Here is a 17668-nt window from a genome sequence, read left to right on the forward strand (position 1 = left end):
ATGATTTAGATGGGTCGTTAGCTCAGTCGGTAGAGCAGTTGACTTTTAATCAATTGGTCGCTGGTTCGAATCCAGCACGACCCACCATCATTTCAGAATCCCAGGTCGTTTAGCTCAGCTGGGAGAGCACCTCCCTTACAAGGAGGGGGTCACTGGTTCGATCCCAGTAACGACCACCATATTTGCAGTAAAAAGTTTAAAAAAATGATTTAGATGGGTCGTTAGCTCAGTCGGTAGAGCAGTTGACTTTTAATCAATTGGTCGCTGGTTCGAATCCAGCACGACCCACCATCATTTCAAGAATCCCAGGTCGTTTAGCTCAGCTGGGAGAGCACCTCCCTTACAAGGAGGGGGTCACTGGTTCGATCCCAGTAACGACCACCATATTCGCAAGCGAAGCTGAGATATCAGCTGCGGTTGCAGAGAAAGTCCCCATTCAGATGGGGATTTTTTTTGCCTGAAATTCAGTACTCCAGCTTCTTCTGTTGCCGTGGTGGCGAGCCGAGCACCACCTCTTATAGTGTGCCACTCTGCCACTCTGCCACTCTGCCACTCTGCCACTCTGCCACTCTGTTATTTCGCACATCCTCTACTCTGCTCTGCCGAGATTGCCCGACTGCACTCCTGTCCATCGTGATGCTGCTTATATGAACGCCTGTAATAAAGTAAACGCCAGCAATAAAAAGGGCAGGCCAAGGCCTGCCCGCAAAGATGCGCAAGGTGCTACATGATCCCGCGGATCAGGATCCCGCTGATCAGCAGCGGCGCCACCACGCGCCAGCACCAGAGCAGCGCCAGACGCAGGGCGGGTGACAGGCCTACAGGGAGAATGGCATCACCCAGGCGCCAGCCCAGCAGCAGGGTCAGTACCAGACCAAACAGCGGCATCATCAGGTTGGAGGTGAGATAGTCGAGCAGCTCGAAGATGGTTTTGCCAAACAGGGTCAGATCGCTCCATGGGCCGAACGACAGGCTCACTGGAATGCCGGATGCCATGATAAGCAGGGTCAGTACCCGGCAGGCGCCACGACGCGACCAGCCCCACTCCTCGGTGGTGAAGCGCACCAGATGCTCCAGCATGGAGATGGAGGAGGAGAGAGCGGCGACCAGCAGCAACAGGAAGAAGATCACCCCCAGCCCCTGACCGAACGGCAGATGGCTGAACACGGCAGGCATGGTCATAAAGGTGAGACCCGGCCCGGCAGTGGGGTCTATGCCGGTAGAGGCCAGCGCCGGAAAGATCATCAAGCCCGCCAGCACCGAGATAAGGCTTGCCAGTGTGACCACCCAGACCCCGGAGCGCAGCACCCCTTCGCTATTGGGCAGGTAGGCGCCATAAGTAGTGTGTACCCCGAGCCCGATGGAGAGGGAGAAGAAGGCCAGTCCCAGCGCGTCCAACACGCTCTGGCCGGTCAGCATGGAGAAGTCCGGCAGCAGCAGCTGGCGCACACCCGCCATGGAGCCCGGCATGGAGAGACCGACCCCCACCAGCAGCAACATCATGATGAAGAGTGCGGGCATCATCCAGCGCAGTGCCCGCTCAACCCCTTTCTGAATCCCCCCCTGCACGAACCACCAGGTCAGGCCCGCGAAGAGCAGATGGGTCAGCACCGGCCACCAGGGGTTGCTGACATAGCCGTTGAACAGGGCGGTTAGGGCGCTTCCCTCGCTCAGGTTGAGCTTGCCAGCCATCGCCAGCGCGGCGTAACCCACGGTCCAGCCACCGACCACGCTGTAGAAGCTGTAGATAAAGAAGCCGCAGGCGATCCCCATATACCCCATCCAGCGCCAGTTCGGCCCCACCAGTTTGCGAAAGGCGCCGAGCACCCCGCGCTGGCTATGGCTGCCGAGCAGGGTTTCGCCGACCTGTACCGCTACCCCCAGGGTGAAGCTGAACAGCAGAAAAACCAGCAGGAAGGCGCCACCGCCATTGGTGGCGGTCACATAGGGAAACTTCCAGATGGCACCAAGGCCAATCGCTGTGCCTGCTGCGGCCAGCACATGACCGAGACGGGAAGACCACTGAACCTGGCTCATACAACCTCCGGGTAACACGACATCGAAGCAATACTCCTCTGTAGCAATAAACGACAGACCATAAAAAAGGCCGCCTGAGGCGACCTTTGCAATGAACATTCAGAAAAACTGTGCGTGCAAGGTCACCTCTCTTGCGAGCTAAAAAATCGACCAAACAGCACGAGGATGGCAGACATGAGGTGACAACCTGACTTATGAATGAGGAAACAGCCTAAACCATGGAAAGAATAATTGACACATAAAATAAAAAATTTTTTATGTGTGCCGCTGTCACCACTCTGGCTATACGTACAACTCAGTGGGGGAAAACCTCGCCGGGCCGTATCTTTTCTACCTTGCGGCTATTTACTGGGCGATAATCGACGTAGCTTCTTCTGGAACTAGTGACTGCTACATGGCGCTGACGGGAACAACGATGAGACAGGATGTCGTATGAGATGGATGGTGTTGCCCTGGTTACTGATCAGCCTGAGTGTGTCGGCGCAGCCCGGATTAACCCTGCTGAGTCACGACTTACCCCCCTTTACCGAATACCGCGACGGCAAGCTCGACGGATTCGCCATTCGTTTGATTGATGAGGTGCAGGAGGAGCTTGGCACCCGCTATCCGGTGCGGATTTACCCGCTCAAACGGGCGCTGGCGCTGGCACGGGTCGAGCCCGGCTATGGACTGTTCGTGGTGCAGCGGCTCCCGGAGCGGGAGTCCCATTTCAAATGGGTTGGCCCGCTCTTTATCAATCGGGTCTTTATCTATCAGGTGCCGGATAGTCGCCACCCGCTGACCTCGCTGGCGCAGCTGCGAGATCTGCCCAGAGTGGGGGTCGTGCTGGGCAATGCCGATGACGTGCGGCTGACCCATGAGGGCTACACCAATCTTGTGCGCTACAAGACAGTCGGGGAGGCGATAGAGCGGCTGATGCTGGGCAAGATCGATGCCTTGCCGATGGCGGAGCTGGTGATGGAGGCCGCCCTCGACAAGATGGGGTTATCCCGGCGCAGCATCGTCAGCAGTGGCGTGCTGCTCCATCAGGCCGGTCTCTATATCGTCTTCTCCAAGGGAACGGATGATGCCGAGATCACTCGCTGGCAGCATGCCCTGGAGGCTGTCAGAGCCGCCCAGGGGCGGGCCGATGAGCCCACCCGCGAAGAGTAACCGTCACACCAGACCGCGAATCAAGATCCCGCCGATCAGCAAGGGGGCAATCCAGCGCCAGCAGTTCATCAGCAGGTGATGCCAGTGGCTGGCAATCCCTTGTGGCAACGCCTTGCGCCCCAGCTTCCAGCCCAGCAGCAGCGTCAGCATCAAGCCGAACAGCGGCATCATCAGGTTGGAGGTGACAAAGTCCAGCAGCTCGAAGATGGTTTTGCCAAACAGGGTTGCGTGTTGCAGCGGGCCAAACGACAGGCTGACCGGAACACCGCTAACCATGACGAATCCAGTGATGGCGCTGCAGGCCGTGCGGCGTGACCAACCCCAGGTCTCGCACAGGAAGCACTGCAAATGCTCCAGCAGGGAGATGGCCGAGGAGAGCGCCGCAAAGACCAGCAGGGCGAAGAAGATCACCTCAAGCACCTGACCGAAGGGCAGCAGCTGAAACACCGCCGGCATGGTCATAAAGGTGAGACCGGGACCGGATGCCGGGTCGATACCGGTCGATGCCAGCACCGGGAAGATCATCAGCCCCGCCAGTACTGCCACCATGCTGGCCAGCAGTACCACCCAGAGGCTGGAGCGGCCAACCCCTTCGCTGGTCGGCAGATAGGCGCCGTAGGTGGTGTGAATGCCAAGACCTATGGAGAGGGAGAAGAAGGCCAGCCCCATGGCATCGAGCACGCCAGACATCCCCAGCTTGCTGAAGTCGGGCATCAGGAAGTGACGAACCCCCGCCATCGCATTGGGCAGGGTGAGGCCAAAGGCGACCAGCATCAGGATCATCAGGAACAGGGCAGGCATCATCCAGCGCAAGGTGCGCTCCACCCCTTTCTGAATGCCGCCTTGCACCACCATCCAGGTGAGGGCGGCAAACAGCAGATGGGTGAGAATGGGCCAGACGTCGCCGCTGACATAGTCATTGAAGCGGGCGGTGAGGGCCGCCGCATCCCCATGGTTGAGCTGGCCTGAGATGGCCATGCCGGTATAACCCAGGGTCCAGCCGCCCACCACGCTGTAGAAGCAGTAGATGAGCAGGGTAGAGATCACCCCCATTACCCCAACCCAGCGCCACTGTTTGCCGAGCAGATCGGAGAAGGCTCCGACTACCCCGCGGCGACTCATGCTGCCGAGCAGGGTTTCCCCCATCAGTACCGCAACCCCCAGGGTGAAGCTGAACAGCAGAAAGACCAGCAGGAAGGCGCCGCCGCCGTTGACGGCGGTGACATAGGGGAATTTCCAGATTGCGCCGATACCGACCGCGGAACCCGCTGCGGCGAGGATGTAGCCGAGTCGGGATGACCATTGGGACTGCTTCATAAGAACTCCAATCGAGCGCCCCTTGGCAGGGCAGAATGGCGCTCATGTTACGGAGGTCACGGCGCAATCACTACGACGGTTATCAGGTGTAAATGCGATTTATTGGCATGATTGGCTAATTTAATTCTGCTTTTTGCCCAATCCTGCCACCAAATAAAAACCGGAGCGAGATTGCTCCGGTTTGGTCTCTGACAACGGCTCGTCGGCGGACTAGATCACCCCCAGCTCCCGCAGCCGCTCCATCAGGTAGCTGTGGGCAGTATGGCGCTCGGAGAGCACCACATCCGGGCGCGGGTGGAGGAACAGCGGTAGGGAGATGCGCGACTTGGCGGCGCTGCCACCGGTCGGGTTGATGACGCGGTGGGTGGTGGAGGGATAGTAGCCGCGAGAGGCCTCCTGCAGCATGTCGCCGATATTGATGATGAGGGTGCCAAAGTCACACGGCACATCCATCCATTCTCCGTCGGAACCCTTCACCTGCAGCCCCGGCTCGTTGGCGGCGGGCAGAATGGTAAGCAGGTTGATATCCTCGTGGGCGGCGGCGCGGATGGCGCCCGGCTCCTCGGTGCCATCGAACGGCGGATAGTGCAGCACCCGTAGCAGAGTCTTCTGGCTCTCTTCGATCATCGAGGAGAGGGGGCAGCTGTAGTGAGCGGCGATATCGGCCGGGGTGTACTGCTCGACCCAGCCCAGCAGCTCGGCGGCCAGACCGTTGGCGAGGCGGTAGTACTCCATCGCCTGCTCCTTCAGTTCTTCCGGCATCTGGCCCCAGGGGTAGATGTGGAAGTACTCCTTGATGTCTTTCTGGCTATGGCCCTTGGCCACCTCGGAGACCGACGGCGGGAAGTAGCCATCCTGGGTTTCGCGGTTGAACAGGAAATCCTGCTTCTGCTCGCTCATGAAGAAGCGATACCAGTTGTCGTAGATGGACTGCACCAGCTCTTTCGGGATGGGGTGGTTGGTCAGCACGCCAAAGCCGGTGGTTCGCAGGGATTCGGTGAAGCGTTGGGCCGCATCGGGTGAGCGGTAATCGACGGTCAGGACTTTCATTGTTTTTGTTGCGAGCCAGTTAAAAGATGGCGCAGTTTACCTTGCACCTGATAACAAGGAAAGCGGGTTGGCCGCCCCGTCTGGCACGGCGTTGAATAGTGACAAAAACATCAAATAAACCGCGCCAGACCGCACGGGAGCGCATCCCTTGTTATGGCCTTTTATCCTCTCTAGAATGCCGGTCACTATCTTTTCCGGAGTCTGTTCATGTCCCCCAAAATCCTGTTGCTGACCCTGCCGGTATTGCTGGCGGGATGCAGTGCCCTGTCAGAAGATGAATGCCGTACCATGAGTTGGTACAACCTGGGTTATCAGGATGGATCGGAAGGCAAAACCCGTCAGGCGACCCGCGATTACGTTTCGTCTTGCAGCGAATATGGCCTCAAAGTGGATGAGGCCGAGTGGAAACGGGGCTACGACAAGGGGCTGGAGCTCTACTGCATTCCCGAGCTGGCTTACAGCAAGGGCAAGGAGGGGCAGGCTTATCTGGGGGTATGCCCCAATGACGCCAGCTTCCTCAAGCAGTATCAGCGTGGCTACGAAGAGTACAAGCTGGCTGCCCGCATGCGGGAGATCAGCGACGAGCTGGAGCGTACCGAGCGGGATATCGATACGCTGGAGCGCAGCATCCGCAACGAAACCAACACGGAACAGCGTGACTATTACCGAGCCAAGCGCGATCGGGCCATTCGCCACTACGAATCCCTGCGCCGGGAGTACAATCGTCTGCGTTATCCGGATCGGGTGATCCAGTTCTCCTTCGGCGGTTAATCCCTCTCTTCATGGCCAGCCCGCGTGCTGGCCATGTTGCACCTTGTCAGATCAGGGCAGCACCCAGCGCTGCAGTGCCAGTGCGATACCATCTTCGTTGTGGTCAGCCGTGATCCGGTGGGCATGGCTCTGGATCTGCGGGGCCGCATTGCCCATGGCCACCGCCAGCCCTACCTGCTCGAACATGCTGATGTCGTTGTTGTTGTCCCCAAACGCCACCACCTGCTCCATCGCAATCCCTTCGCTGGCTGCCCACTGGGCAAGCCGGTTGCCCTTGCTGCAACCGGGCTGCACCAGCTCCACCGCATAGGGGGCCGCCCAGTCGCGGGTAAAGGGCATCTGCTCTACCACCTCGCCCATAAAGGTGTGCAGGCGTGCCGGATCCTGATTGAACAGCTCCAGCTTCCAGACCGGTTTATCGAGCCAGCCTGCCAGCTCCTCGACCGGGTGGAGGGCGATCTTGAGGTGGTCCGGCTGATTGGCCGACCAGTGGCGGATGCGGGTGACATGATCTTCACAGCCGATGTAGCCAATGCCCTCGCTCAGGTGGAACAGGGCCCCCATCTGCTGCGCCTCGACCGCGGCCAGCAGCTCGGTAAGCGGGGCGGCCGCCAGCGGGTCGCCGCTGAGGATCCGGTTCTGCACCGGTTCATAGAGATAGGCGCCGTTGCTGCAGATGAGGGGGGTATCGAGGGCCAGCTCGTGGTGGAAGGGACGCGCCGTCATGTAGTGGCGCCCCGTGACCAGCAGCACCTTGATGCCGTGGGCGCGGGCCTGCGCCAGGGCTGCCCGGGTGGCCGACGAGATCTTGTGATCCCGGGTCAGCAGGGTGCCATCCATATCGAGCGCGATGGCCTTGTACTCACTCATAGCTCCTCCAGCATCGAACAAATCCGTAAAGAGCCTTACCGTCCCAGACCCGGCGCCCCGATGCAAGTCTTGCCCGCGGCCGAAGCGTCGAACTGTGATCCCTTCGTGGCTCAGGTGCAGCTTGCCAGCTGTTGACGACGGTCGGCACGGCGACGCAGCAGATAGAAACCGGCGGCACTGGCAAGGGAGCAGAGGGTGGCGAGATAGAAGGGCCACTCGGTACCGGCCAGCAGCACCAGACTGCCGAGCAGCACCGCCAGGATCTCGCTGCCCACGGCGAGGGCGCGGTAGAGCCCCATTGCCTGCCCCTGCTGCTCCGGGTGACTGCGGTTGGAGATTGCCACCGAGGTGGCCAGCTCCCCCAGACTCATGCCGATGCCAGCGGGAACGAAGGTAAGCGCCAGTCCCCACCAGTGCACGGGCAGGATAAAGAGCAGCATGCCGCTCGCCATCACCAGATGGCCGACAATCCCGAGGGAGCTGCCGCGCCAGTGACGGGCGATGCGGGAGCCGAGCCAGGAGCCCGCCATCATGGGCAAACTCACCAGCACCGCCGCCTGCGCCAGCTGGGCCGGATCCCAGGCCAGCCGCTCCACCAGCCAGATATTGAAGTAGGTGAAATAGAGCTGCACGGCGCCATAGCTGATCAGGGTGAGCGCGAAGTAGGGCAGCAGGGCCGGTTGCAACAACAGCTGGCGGCTGGAGAGGGTCGCTGTCTGACGGGTGGCCGCCACCGGCGGACGATAGGGGATCAACCAGTACACCAGCAGCAGGTTGAGCAGGGTCATTCCTACCGCCAGCCAGGCGGCCAGACTGTAATCCCCCGAGATCACCGCGGCGTAGCCCCCGATCATCGGCCCCACGACCCAGCCCAGATTCATGCCGATGTTGATCCAGGCGAAGCTGCGCGCCTTGTGCTCCTTGCCGGCGAGATCCGCCGCCATCGCCTGCACGATGGCGATGTTGCCGTTGCACAGCCCCTCCACAATCCGGCTGAGCAGCAACAGGGGGAGGGAGCGCCAGGCGATACCGAGTGCCATCAGGGCATAGCCTGCCAGTACCCCCACCAGCGAGAGCAACAGCAGTGGCTTGCGGCCATAGCGGTCGGAGAGGCGACCAAGCCAGGGACTGCCCACCAGCTGGAACAGGGGATAGAGCCCCATGATGAACCCCAGCCACACCTTGCGGCTCCAGTCGGAGGCTTCCGGCGTCAGCATGCCGTGGGCCGGATCCAGCAGCAAGGGTGCCAACACCGGGGAGGGGAGACTGAAGCCTGCAACTGCCAGCGTGACCGTCATGACCAGCACCCAGAGGGGATTTTTGTGCCCGTGTTTCTCCATGTCGCACCCATTAAATAAAGTTATTTGTTTATTTATGCTGATTCATAGACGGGATTAAGTAAAGTGAATTGTTGATTTAATAAAGGGCGCTCCCCATAATGAGATCATGAACGCAAGCACCGACAAGATCCTGTTTCTGCTCAAGAGCCATGGCCCGCAGAGCGCCGCCGCGCTGGGGGAGCAGTTGCAGATGACCTCCATGGGCGCCCGCCAGCACCTGCTCACGCTGGAGCAGGAGGGGTGGGTCACATTCAGCGACGAGGCCCGCGGGCGCGGTCGTCCCGTGCGTCTGTGGCAGCTCACCGAGCAGGCCTGGCAGCGCTTCCCCGATAGCCATAGCGATCTGACCGTGCAGTTGATCGACAACGTGCGCGAGCTGTTTGGCGAGGAGGGGATGGAGCGGCTGATCCTGCAGCGAGAGCAGCAGATGTTGGCGCGCTATCAGGAGGCGCTGGGGTCCCATGGCTTATCTGGCCGGCTGGCGGCGCTCAAGGAGCTGCGTACTCGCGAGGGCTACATGGCGGAGATCCGCCGCGAAGAGGATGGCAGCTGGCTGCTGTGGGAGAGCCACTGTCCCATCTGTGCGGCAGCGCGTACCTGCCGCGGTTTCTGTCGCAGCGAACTGGCGCTGTTTCGCCAGCTGCTGGCGCCGGCGACGGTGGAGCGGGAGCAATATCTGCTGGAGGGGGCGCATCGCTGCCTCTATCGCATCACGCCGCCCGCGCTCTGATTTCGTCAAACGCCCAAAAACAACAAAGCAGGCGCCGGGATGCCTGCTTTGTTGCCTTCGGGGAGGGGGTTCTCTCGTTCCAGCCCGTCGTTTCCCGATAAGGTAAGACGGCTGATGGGGCTCTTGACCCGGTAAGGTCCTTCACCGCAGAGACCCGGTCAGGTATCTGCTTTGCCACCGGAAGATGTAACCATAGTATCCCTCCCGTGCCGGTGAGTGGTTGCAAAGTAACCACTTATTTCGGTTGTTTTTGCAATAGTTCACCCTTAATCTAGGAAAAGTGGATTAGTCATTGCAACGAGGAAGGGTAAATGCTGAAACTTGATCGCATAGACAGACATATTCTCGAGCTGATGCAGGAGAATGGCCGCATCAGCAATCTGGAACTGGCCGAGCTGGTCGGGCTCTCCCCGTCCCCCTGCTCCCGCCGGGTCAAGGCGCTGGAGGATGCCGGTCTCATCGACACCCACGTTACTCTGCTCAACGCCCGCCAGCTTGGCCTCACCCTCACCGCCTACATTCACATTTCCATGGACAGACATACGCCGGAGCGGTTTGAAAACTTCGATCGCGCCATCAGCGAACTGCCCGAAGTGCTGGAGTGTGATCTCATCACCGGTAACGATGCCGACTACCAGCTCAAGGTGGTGGTGCGCGACATGGAGCACTACCAGCACTTCCTGCTAGACAAGCTGACCCATATTCCGGGGGTGACCGGTGTGCGCTCCAGCTTCGTGCTGCGCCGCATCAAGCACAAGACGGCGCTGCCGCTCAACCATCTGGGTTAAGGCTGCGCAAACTGCTTATAGAAACAGAAAGAGGAGGCCAGTGGCCTCCTCTTTTGCTATTCGCTCTTGGTTATTCGGTAGTGGTTATCGGGTCTGGATTAGCTGTCGCGGTGACGGGGAATGGCGACTGCTGTGGTCAGACGCTGACCTGGCTGATGTCTTCCACCTGCAGCAGCCAGCCGCTCTGCTCCTGCTGCGGTTCGCCGCTGACCCGCAGCCGCTCGCCGGTCGGCACCCACTGCCCCTCGGGCAGGGATACCAGCAGGCTCTCGCTGCCGTTGTCGAACAGCCAGCGATCTTCGCCAAGCGATTCAATCAGATAACCTTCCATCTCCACTCTGGACTCGGCTTGCCAGGATGGCGCAACGGAATCACGGCTCTCGATGAAATCCCCCTGAACACCAAAACTGGCTAGCCCCCACAGAATGGAGAGCCCGACGATGGATGTTTGCATCTTGTCTCTCCTCTTTTGGAACTGTAGGGCCAGTATGGGAACAGAAAACTGAGCGCACCATGAACAAGGTGGCAAAGTGCTGGCGAGATCGCGAAAAAATCCGGCCAATTGGCCGGCAGTGTCATTTTATGGTGCCTGGATCACACTATTTGGCGGCTTCTTCTGCCATCCGTTCAGCTCTTGGCTTATTCGTCCACATGGCTACCCCGCGATGATCCCCACAGATCCCCTCTGCTACCACGGCGCGAACCCGGGTGCCATCTTTGCAAATGGCCTGCCAGGCGTCAGCATCATCGATGGCGAGCGAGTTGGGGGGCGGCGTGGTTTGGCAAGCCGTGAGCAGCAGGGCGCACAGGGGGAGCAATTTTTTCATGGCGGACTCCTCGGGGTGATGGGGGACTGAGAGGATTGGGATGACCTCTCTACTCCCCAGCATCAGTGATAACCGGTTAAGGGGCAAGGGGAGGAGCCACCGACAGGCGCAGGTGCCGTGCAGCCGGGGCTTGCCCTGTGCCCTCCTTGGGCCTAAGGTGGGGCCGTTTTACTGCCTGATTGAAGGAGCGTTTTCATGTCCACTCTCTATCCCCGCGTCGGGGTCGGCGTCATCCTGACCAACGCCCAAGGCCAGGTGCTGCTTGGCAAACGCAAAGGGAGCCATGCCCCCTACTGGTCGATCCCGGGTGGTCATCTGGAGTTGGGGGAGAGCTTCGAGTCGGCGGCGATCCGCGAGGTGGCCGAGGAGACGGGACTTGAGATCCATGGGCCCGAGGTGGTAGCGGTGACCAACAACCTGGAGACCTTGCGCGAGAGCGGGCTGCACTATATCTCGGTGACGCTGCACGCTAAGGCCGATGGTGAGCCGCAGCTGCTGGAGCCGGAGAAGTGCGAAGGCTGGGTCTGGTGCGATCCGCGCGAGTTGCCCGAGCCCCATTTCGACGCCAGCCGTCAGTCCATCGCCTGCTGGCTGGCGGGACGCTGCTATCTGCCGGGTGATGTGCCAATGGTGTCGGCCGAATCAGTCTGATTGTCATAAAACGATCATCGCGCTGTCATAATATCCCCTATCCATCGGGAGAAGAGGGATGAGGGAGAAGAGCGTGGGACAGGTATTTATTCAGTTTTTATGGCTGGGATGCATCAGCTTTGGTGGTCCGGCCGCTCATATCGGCTATTTCCAGCGCACCTTCGTCCAGCGGCTCGGCTGGCTGACACAGGCCGAATTTGCTCGCTTGCTGGCGCTGTGCCAACTGCTGCCGGGGCCCGCCTCCAGCCAGCTTGGTTTCGCCATCGGTCGTCATCGCGCCGGTCTGGGCGGGGCGCTCTCAGCTTTTCTTGGCTTCACGCTGCCCTCATTTCTTCTGCTACTGGTGGCCGCGATCGGCATCGGCCAGCTGGGCAGCAATTTGTGGCTTGATGCGGCGCTGCATGGCCTCAAGCTGTTGGCGCTCATCGTGGTGGCCGATGCGGTGCTCACCATGAGTCGTCAGTTCTGTGCCACGGGAATGACCCAGGGGATTATGGTGGTGACCGCTGCTGCACTCTGGTGGCAGCCCGGTCTGCTGACTCAACTGTTGATGCTGGCGGGAGCGGCGTTGATCTGCGCCCGCAGCCAGTGCGGGACGGGTAGTGTGCCAGCCTCCGCCGAGCTGCCTTCTGCTGCCAGCAGTCAGCCTCATTGGCCGACCCTGCTGCTGTTTGGCATCCTTTTTATCAGTCTGCCGCTGCTCGGTAGTCCGCTTGGGCAACTGGTTGCTGACTTCTATCGCGCCGGTAGTCTGGTGTTTGGCGGTGGCCATGTGGTGCTGCCGCTGCTGCAAGAGAGCGTGGGCCACACTCTCAACGAGCAGCAGTTTCTGACCGGTTACAGCCTGGCCCAGTTGGTGCCGGGCCCCATGTTTACCCTTGCCACCTATCTTGGCGCCCAGCTGCAGCCCGAGATGCCGATGATCGGGGCCCTGTTGGCGACCCTGGCGCTCTTTGCACCCGGCTTTCTGCTGCTCTGGGCGGTGGGCCCCTGCTGGCAACAGTGGCTGGCCCATCCCCGTCTGGCGGGGGCCGTCACCGGCATCAATGCTGCCGTAGTGGGATTGCTGCTGGCGGCCCTCTATCAGCCGGTGTGGCAGAGTGCGGTGCTGGCGCCGACCGATCTGGCGCTGGTGGCCATCGGCTTTTATCTGCTGCGGGTGTTGAAGTTGCCGGTGCCGGCCATCGCGGCCCTGTTGGTGATGGCTGCTATCCTGCTGGCGTGAACGCGGTGAAATCCCGATAAAAAACGGCGCCTCCGTGATGGAGGCGCCGTTTTTATTGCAATGGGTCAGCCGCTTAAGCGTCGGGATCGAAATCCAGACTCAGGCTGTTGACGCAGTAGCGCTGGCCTGTCTCGGTCGGTCCATCGGGGAAGACGTGACCGAGGTGAGAGCCGCACTGGCGGCAGGTGATCTCCACCCGCTTCATGCCGTGGCTGTTGTCCTCGGTGTACTCCACCGTCCCCTCGATGGCCTTGTCGAACGAGGGCCAGCCGCAGCCGGAATCAAACTTGGCTCCTGAGTGAAACAGCACGCTCTTGCAGCAGACACAGAGGTAGTCGCCGCTCTTGCGATTGTGGAGCAGGGCGCCGCTGTAGGGGTGCTCTGTGCCCTTCTCCCAGCAGACGTGAAACTGCTCGGCGGTCAGTTTGCTGCGCCACTTTTCCGGATTGTTACTGCTCATACCGACTCCTTGCCATCCATACCGGAGCCCAGCATAGCGGCTCCGTAAAGCTGACTCCAGCATGCCTCTTATGCTTTGCCTGTATCTGTGATCGAGGTGGCAACCATCTCCTCACCGGATGCAGGGAGAATTTCCTGCTGCGGTGGCTGGGCATCCTCCGCCGTGCTGGCCAGCGCTACCCGTTCCAGCAGTTTGAGGGAGTGGGCCCGGCCGACTGCCACCTGCCGTTTGATGTCATCCGGCAGGAAGGGCAGCCCATCGTTGGTGGCGGTGTCGATGGTCTGGATCCACTCCAGCCCTTCCCCCGGCGGTGGCAGGCGGAACTGGATATCATAGTCGCTGGCGTTGAACAGCACGTACCAGCGTTCGCCGACACAGTTGATCATGCCGATATCCATGGCGAACGCCTGCCCCATGGGGGCGTGCCAATCCTGATCGGTGAGCTGGTGGCCGTCCGGGTGATACCAGTTGACCTGATGGCAGCTGGACGGGGTGCCATTCCAGCTGTCGTCGCTCAGTTGCAGGTTGGAGAAGACACACGACTCCGCCCGCAGCGCCATCATCTGCTGGGTGAAGGCGAACAGCCGTTCATCCTCCGGTCGCCACTGCCAGTTGACCCAGCTGATCTGGTTGTCCTGACAGTAGGCGTTGTTGTTGCCAAGCTGGCTGCGGCCCATCTCGTCCCCGGCGAGGAAGTGGGGAGTGCCTTGGGAGAGCAGCAGGGTGGCAATCAGATTGCGTTTCTGCTGCTGGCGCAGGCTGTTGACCCGCGGATCCAGGGTTGGTCCCTCTACCCCGTGGTTATAGGAGAGGTTGTTGCCGTGGCCATCGCGATTGTCCTCACCATTGGCCTGATTGTGGCGCTGGTTGTAGGAGACCAGATCCTCCAGAGTGAAACCGTCGTGATAGCAGAGGTAGTTGACGCTGGTGTGGGGCGATCGCCAGTTCTTCGGGAAGATATCCCGCGACCCCACCAAGCGGGTGGCAAAGTCCCCCATCTTGCCCGCATCACCGCGCCAGAAGGCGCGCACTGTGTCGCGGTAGCGGTCGTTGATCTCTTGCCACTGGCTCGGGAATTGACCCAGCCGGTAGCCGAAGGGGCCGATATCCCAGGGTTCGGCGATGAGCTTGACCTGTGACAGCACAGGGTCGGCCATCACGGCTTTGAAGAAGGCGCCCATGGGCTCGAACTCCCCCGCTTCCCGCGCCAGCGTCACCGCCAGATCGAAACGGAAGCCATCCACCTGCATCTCGGTGACCCAGTAGCGCAGGGCATCGAGCACCAGCCGCAGGGTGTTGGGGTGATCCAGATTGACGCTGTTGCCACAGCCGGTCACGTTAGCGTGACGGGTGTAGTCCGGGCCGTGGGGGCCCGCTTCGAAGGCGTAGTAACCGGCGTTGTCAAAGCCCTTGAACGAGAGAGTAGGGCCGTCGAAGCCAGAGGCGGCAGTGTGGTTGTAGACCACATCCAGGATCACCTCGAGCCCGGCCCGGTGCAGCTCGCGCACCATGGTCTTGAACTCGGTCACCGCCTCGTCGGCTCGGGTGCTGTAACGCGGCTCCGGGGCGAAGAAGGCGATGGGGTTGTAGCCCCAGTAGTTGGTCAGTCCCAGCTGCTCCAGTCGCGGTTCCGACATGAAGGCGGCCACCGGCATCAGCTGCACCGAGGTGATGCCGAGACTCTTCATGTGTTCGATAACCAGCGGGTGACTGATGCCAAGGTAGGTGCCCTGCAGCGCTTTGGGGATCCCCGGGTGCTGCTTGGTAAAGCCTTTGACGTGGGTTTCGTAGATAATGGTGCGGGCCGGACTGATCCCGGGTTTGCCAACCCCTTGCCAGTCAAAACTGTCATCCACTACCACCGACTTGGCAATCATCCCGGCACTGTCCCCCTGATAGAGGGCTTCATCCCAGTAGGTGGGACGACTGAGCGCCTTGGCGTAGGGGTCGATGAGCAGTTTTTGCGGATCGAACAGCATCCCCTCCTGCGGGGTGCCATAGACCCGATAGCCGTAGCGCTGACCGGCCTTTACACCGCGCACGTAGCCAAAGCGATACTGGCCACGGCGGCCGGGCAACTCCAGCCGCATCAGCTCCTGCTCCTGCTCGTCGTACAGGCAGAGCTCCACCTTGTCCGACTGGGGGGCCCAGACGCAGAAGTGGCAACCGTTCTCGTCAAGGCGGGCCCCCAGCGGGTGGCCCACCCCTTTTTCCATTACAAGCATCAAGACTCCTGTTTGATAAACAAGGTCGCCAGCGGCGGCAGATCCAGCACTATGCTGTGCGCCATCCCCTGCCAGGGGGTCGGCTCGGCAGCGAACACCAGACCTACATCATAGTTACTGCCCCAGTAATACTCGCTGTCGGTGTTGAGCACCACCCGATAGTGGCCCGCAGCTGGGACGCCGATCCGATATTCGAGACGGGGCACCGGGGTGAAGTTGCAAGCCACCACAATAGCCTGCTTGCCCTCTTTGTCCGCCCGCAGCCAGGCAAAGATGCTGTTGTCGGCATCGTTGTGATCCAGCCAGCGGAAGCCGGTCTGCTCATAATCGGCCTGATACAAGGCAGGCTCATGACGGTAGAGGTGGTTGAGATCGTGGATCAGCCGCTGCTGACCGGCATGCTTGGGATATTGCAGCAGATGCCATGGCAGCTGGGCATCGTGGTTCCACTCGTTGCTCTGGGCGATTTCGGTGCCCATGAAGTTGAGCTTCTTGCCCGGGTGGGCGTACATGAAGCCCATGTACGCCCGTAGGTTGGCGGCTTGCTGCCACTCGTCGCCCGGCATCTTGTAGAGCATGGAGTGCTTGCCGTGCACCACCTCGTCGTGGGAGAGCGACAGGATGAAGTTCTCGTCATAGTGATAAACCATGGAGAAGGTCATGTCGTTGTGGTGGTAGCGACGGTGGATCGGCTCTTTTTGCATATAGGTGAGGGTGTCGTGCATCCAGCCCATATTCCACTTGAAGCCAAAGCCGAGGCCGCCGAGGAAGGTGGGGCGGGAGACACCGGCAAAGGCGGTGGACTCTTCGGCTATGGTCATGGCGTGGGGATACTTGCCGTAGACCTCCTCGTTGGTCCACTTGAGCAGGCTGATCGCCTCGTAGTTGTGGTTGCCGCCATCGACGTTCGGCACCCACTCACCGGCGTTGCGCGAATAGTCCAGATAGAGCATGGAGGCGACCGCATCCACCCGCAGGCCGTCGATGTGGAACTTGTCGAGCCAGAACAGGGCGCTCGCTACCAGGAACTGGCGCACTGTGTCGCGGCCGAAGTCGTAGATGTAGGAGTTCCAGTCCGGGTGCCAGCCACGGCGCGGATCTTCGTACTCGTAGAGCGGTGTGCCATCGAAGCGGGCCAGCCCGTGGGCATCGGACGGGAAGTGGGCGGGTACCCAGTCCAGAATGATGCCGATGCCTGCCTGGTGGCACTGGTCGACGAAGTATTTGAAATCATCGGCGGTGCCGTAGCGGCTGGTGGGGGAGAACATGCCCACCGGCTGGTAGCCCCAGGAGCCGCTGAAGGGGTGCTCGGAGACCGGCAGCAGCTCGATGTGGGTGTACTCCATCTCCTTGACGTAGGCGACCAGCTCCACTGCCAGCTCGCGCCAGCTCAGGCTGTCGCCGTTGGGGTGGCGCTTCCAGGAGCCGACATGCAGCTCATAGATGGAGAGCGGCTGCTCGCGTTTGTCGTTGTGCTGGCTGGCAATCCACTCGGCATCATGCCACTGGTACTGGGCGTGGTCATAGACCACGGAGGCGAACGACGGATACTGCTCGCAGTAAAAGCCGACCGGATCGCTCTTGTGGGGCAGCCGGTTGCCCATGGGGTCCTTGAGCTCGAACTTGTAGCGATCCCCGGCCTTGAGGCCCGGCACAAACAGCACCCAGTGACCGCACAGGCTGCGCTGCATCGGGTGGCGGCGGCCATCCCAGAAGTTGAAATCGCCGATGAGGCTCACGGCGGTGGCGCTCGGCGCATAGACCGCAAAACGCACCCCCTCCACCTGCTGGCCAAGATGCTCCACGGTGCGCAGCTGGGCGCCAAGGGTGTGATAGAGGTTTTCCGGCTGGGCGGTCAGTTCGGCCAGGCCTGCCCAGGCGGCATCCTGAAACTGATAGGGGTCGATGACCTCGGTGGTGGCATCTTGGTAGCTGGCGATCAGCTGATAGGGGAAGGCGTTTTTGCGGCGGGTGAAAACAGTTTCAAAAAGACCCGATTCATCGGTGGGCGCCAGGGTGGCAACGACTTTGCCCGACTTGAGATCCTTGACGCGAACTTCGAGGGCATCAGGCAACCAGGCGGTCAGTTTGAGGCCGGGCCCATCCGGATTGGCCTGCAGGCCTAAGTGAGAGAAGGGATCGGAACAGCGGGCAGCAACCAAACGTTCAACGAGCATCGAGATTTCCTTTCATGACAGAGCATCCACTCCGGCCGAAGCCGGAGT

General features: G+C 60.7%; 16 protein-coding genes and 4 tRNA genes. 10 read left to right on the plus strand and 10 right to left on the minus strand.

Annotated elements, in window-relative coordinates; translation table 11 throughout:
• Window positions 1-11: 11 nt before the first annotated feature.
• From AB5Y86_RS01915 to AB5Y86_RS01930, 4 genes are all read left to right on the plus strand, one after another.
• A tRNA-Lys gene (locus tag AB5Y86_RS01915) sits at window positions 12-87 on the plus strand.
• Window positions 88-103: 16 nt separating this feature from the next.
• Window positions 104-179, plus strand: a tRNA-Val gene (locus AB5Y86_RS01920).
• Between the two features lie 36 nt (window positions 180-215).
• Window positions 216-291 (plus strand) — tRNA-Lys (locus tag AB5Y86_RS01925).
• 17 nt (window positions 292-308) lie between these two features.
• A tRNA-Val gene (locus AB5Y86_RS01930) sits at window positions 309-384 on the plus strand.
• Window positions 385-723: 339 nt separating this feature from the next.
• Here the strand turns inward: AB5Y86_RS01930 and AB5Y86_RS01935 are convergent.
• A complete protein-coding gene (locus AB5Y86_RS01935; protein ID WP_368191914.1) occupies window positions 724-2037 on the minus strand; it encodes a sodium-dependent transporter in 1314 nt (437 codons plus the stop codon).
• Between the two features lie 432 nt (window positions 2038-2469).
• Here AB5Y86_RS01935 and AB5Y86_RS01940 point away from each other — a divergent pair, with 432 nt between their 5' ends.
• Window positions 2470-3189, plus strand: coding sequence for a substrate-binding periplasmic protein (locus AB5Y86_RS01940; protein ID WP_368191916.1), 720 nt, complete (start codon window positions 2470-2472; stop codon window positions 3187-3189).
• 3 nt (window positions 3190-3192) lie between these two features.
• Here AB5Y86_RS01940 and AB5Y86_RS01945 read toward each other — a convergent pair whose 3' ends face one another.
• Window positions 3193-4506, minus strand: a complete 1314-nt coding sequence (locus AB5Y86_RS01945; protein WP_005335722.1) for a sodium-dependent transporter — start codon at window positions 4504-4506, stop codon at window positions 3193-3195.
• Between the two features lie 210 nt (window positions 4507-4716).
• Window positions 4717-5556: an isopenicillin N synthase family oxygenase gene (locus AB5Y86_RS01950; protein ID WP_076492465.1), complete on the minus strand. Its 840-nt coding sequence runs from the start codon at window positions 5554-5556 to the stop codon at window positions 4717-4719.
• Window positions 5557-5763: 207 nt separating this feature from the next.
• On the opposite strand from AB5Y86_RS01950, the gene AB5Y86_RS01955 reads away from it, so the two are divergent.
• Entirely contained in the window at window positions 5764-6327 is a 564-nt protein-coding gene (locus AB5Y86_RS01955) for a DUF2799 domain-containing protein (protein WP_069554893.1), read from the plus strand.
• Between the two features lie 51 nt (window positions 6328-6378).
• On the opposite strand, the gene AB5Y86_RS01960 is transcribed toward AB5Y86_RS01955, so the two are convergent.
• Window positions 6379-7197: a Cof-type HAD-IIB family hydrolase gene (locus AB5Y86_RS01960; RefSeq protein WP_368191918.1), complete on the minus strand. Its 819-nt coding sequence runs from the start codon at window positions 7195-7197 to the stop codon at window positions 6379-6381.
• A gap of 110 nt (window positions 7198-7307) precedes the next feature.
• Window positions 7308-8537: an MFS transporter gene (locus tag AB5Y86_RS01965; RefSeq protein WP_368191920.1), complete on the minus strand. Its 1230-nt coding sequence runs from the start codon at window positions 8535-8537 to the stop codon at window positions 7308-7310.
• Between the two features lie 106 nt (window positions 8538-8643).
• On the opposite strand from AB5Y86_RS01965, the gene AB5Y86_RS01970 reads away from it, so the two are divergent.
• Together AB5Y86_RS01970 and AB5Y86_RS01975 are read left to right on the plus strand one after the other, a co-directional pair.
• On the plus strand, window positions 8644-9267 hold the full coding sequence (locus tag AB5Y86_RS01970) for a metalloregulator ArsR/SmtB family transcription factor (RefSeq protein WP_110303554.1): 624 nt from the start codon (window positions 8644-8646) through the stop codon (window positions 9265-9267).
• A 311-nt stretch (window positions 9268-9578) separates the two neighbouring features.
• The gene (locus tag AB5Y86_RS01975; protein ID WP_005304871.1) at window positions 9579-10055 is read left to right on the plus strand and encodes an Lrp/AsnC family transcriptional regulator; all 477 of its coding nucleotides are present in this window, start codon (window positions 9579-9581) and stop codon (window positions 10053-10055) included.
• A gap of 136 nt (window positions 10056-10191) precedes the next feature.
• On the opposite strand, the gene AB5Y86_RS01980 is transcribed toward AB5Y86_RS01975, so the two are convergent.
• Window positions 10192-10509, minus strand: coding sequence for a hypothetical protein (locus AB5Y86_RS01980; protein ID WP_005343224.1), 318 nt, complete (start codon window positions 10507-10509; stop codon window positions 10192-10194).
• Window positions 10510-10654: 145 nt separating this feature from the next.
• Window positions 10655-10882 (minus strand): hypothetical protein, encoded by a 228-nt coding sequence (locus AB5Y86_RS01985; protein WP_005335715.1) that lies wholly within the window; start codon window positions 10880-10882, stop codon window positions 10655-10657.
• A 195-nt stretch (window positions 10883-11077) separates the two neighbouring features.
• Here AB5Y86_RS01985 and AB5Y86_RS01990 point away from each other — a divergent pair, with 195 nt between their 5' ends.
• Together AB5Y86_RS01990 and chrA are read left to right on the plus strand one after the other, a co-directional pair.
• Entirely contained in the window at window positions 11078-11533 is a 456-nt protein-coding gene (locus AB5Y86_RS01990) for an NUDIX hydrolase (RefSeq protein ID WP_368191922.1), read from the plus strand.
• Window positions 11534-11591: 58 nt separating this feature from the next.
• A complete protein-coding gene (chrA, locus tag AB5Y86_RS01995; protein ID WP_368191924.1) occupies window positions 11592-12758 on the plus strand; it encodes a chromate efflux transporter in 1167 nt (388 codons plus the stop codon).
• A 73-nt stretch (window positions 12759-12831) separates the two neighbouring features.
• Here chrA and msrB read toward each other — a convergent pair whose 3' ends face one another.
• The 3 genes from msrB to glgB all read right to left on the minus strand — a co-directional run bounded on the left by msrB (window position 12832) and on the right by glgB (window position 17620).
• The gene (gene msrB / locus AB5Y86_RS02000; RefSeq protein ID WP_368191926.1) at window positions 12832-13218 is read right to left on the minus strand and encodes a peptide-methionine (R)-S-oxide reductase MsrB; all 387 of its coding nucleotides are present in this window, start codon (window positions 13216-13218) and stop codon (window positions 12832-12834) included.
• A 68-nt stretch (window positions 13219-13286) separates the two neighbouring features.
• Window positions 13287-15443 (minus strand): glycogen debranching protein GlgX, encoded by a 2157-nt coding sequence (glgX, locus tag AB5Y86_RS02005; protein ID WP_335831148.1) that lies wholly within the window; start codon window positions 15441-15443, stop codon window positions 13287-13289.
• Window positions 15443-17620, minus strand: coding sequence for a 1,4-alpha-glucan branching protein GlgB (glgB, locus tag AB5Y86_RS02010; RefSeq protein ID WP_368191928.1), 2178 nt, complete (start codon window positions 17618-17620; stop codon window positions 15443-15445). Before glgB ends, glgX begins: the two co-directional genes overlap by 1 nt.
• Window positions 17621-17668 lie beyond the last annotated feature (48 nt).

It is taken from the genome of Aeromonas sp. s8, assembly GCF_040907785.1.
Classification (GTDB): domain Bacteria; phylum Pseudomonadota; class Gammaproteobacteria; order Enterobacterales; family Aeromonadaceae; genus Aeromonas; species Aeromonas veronii.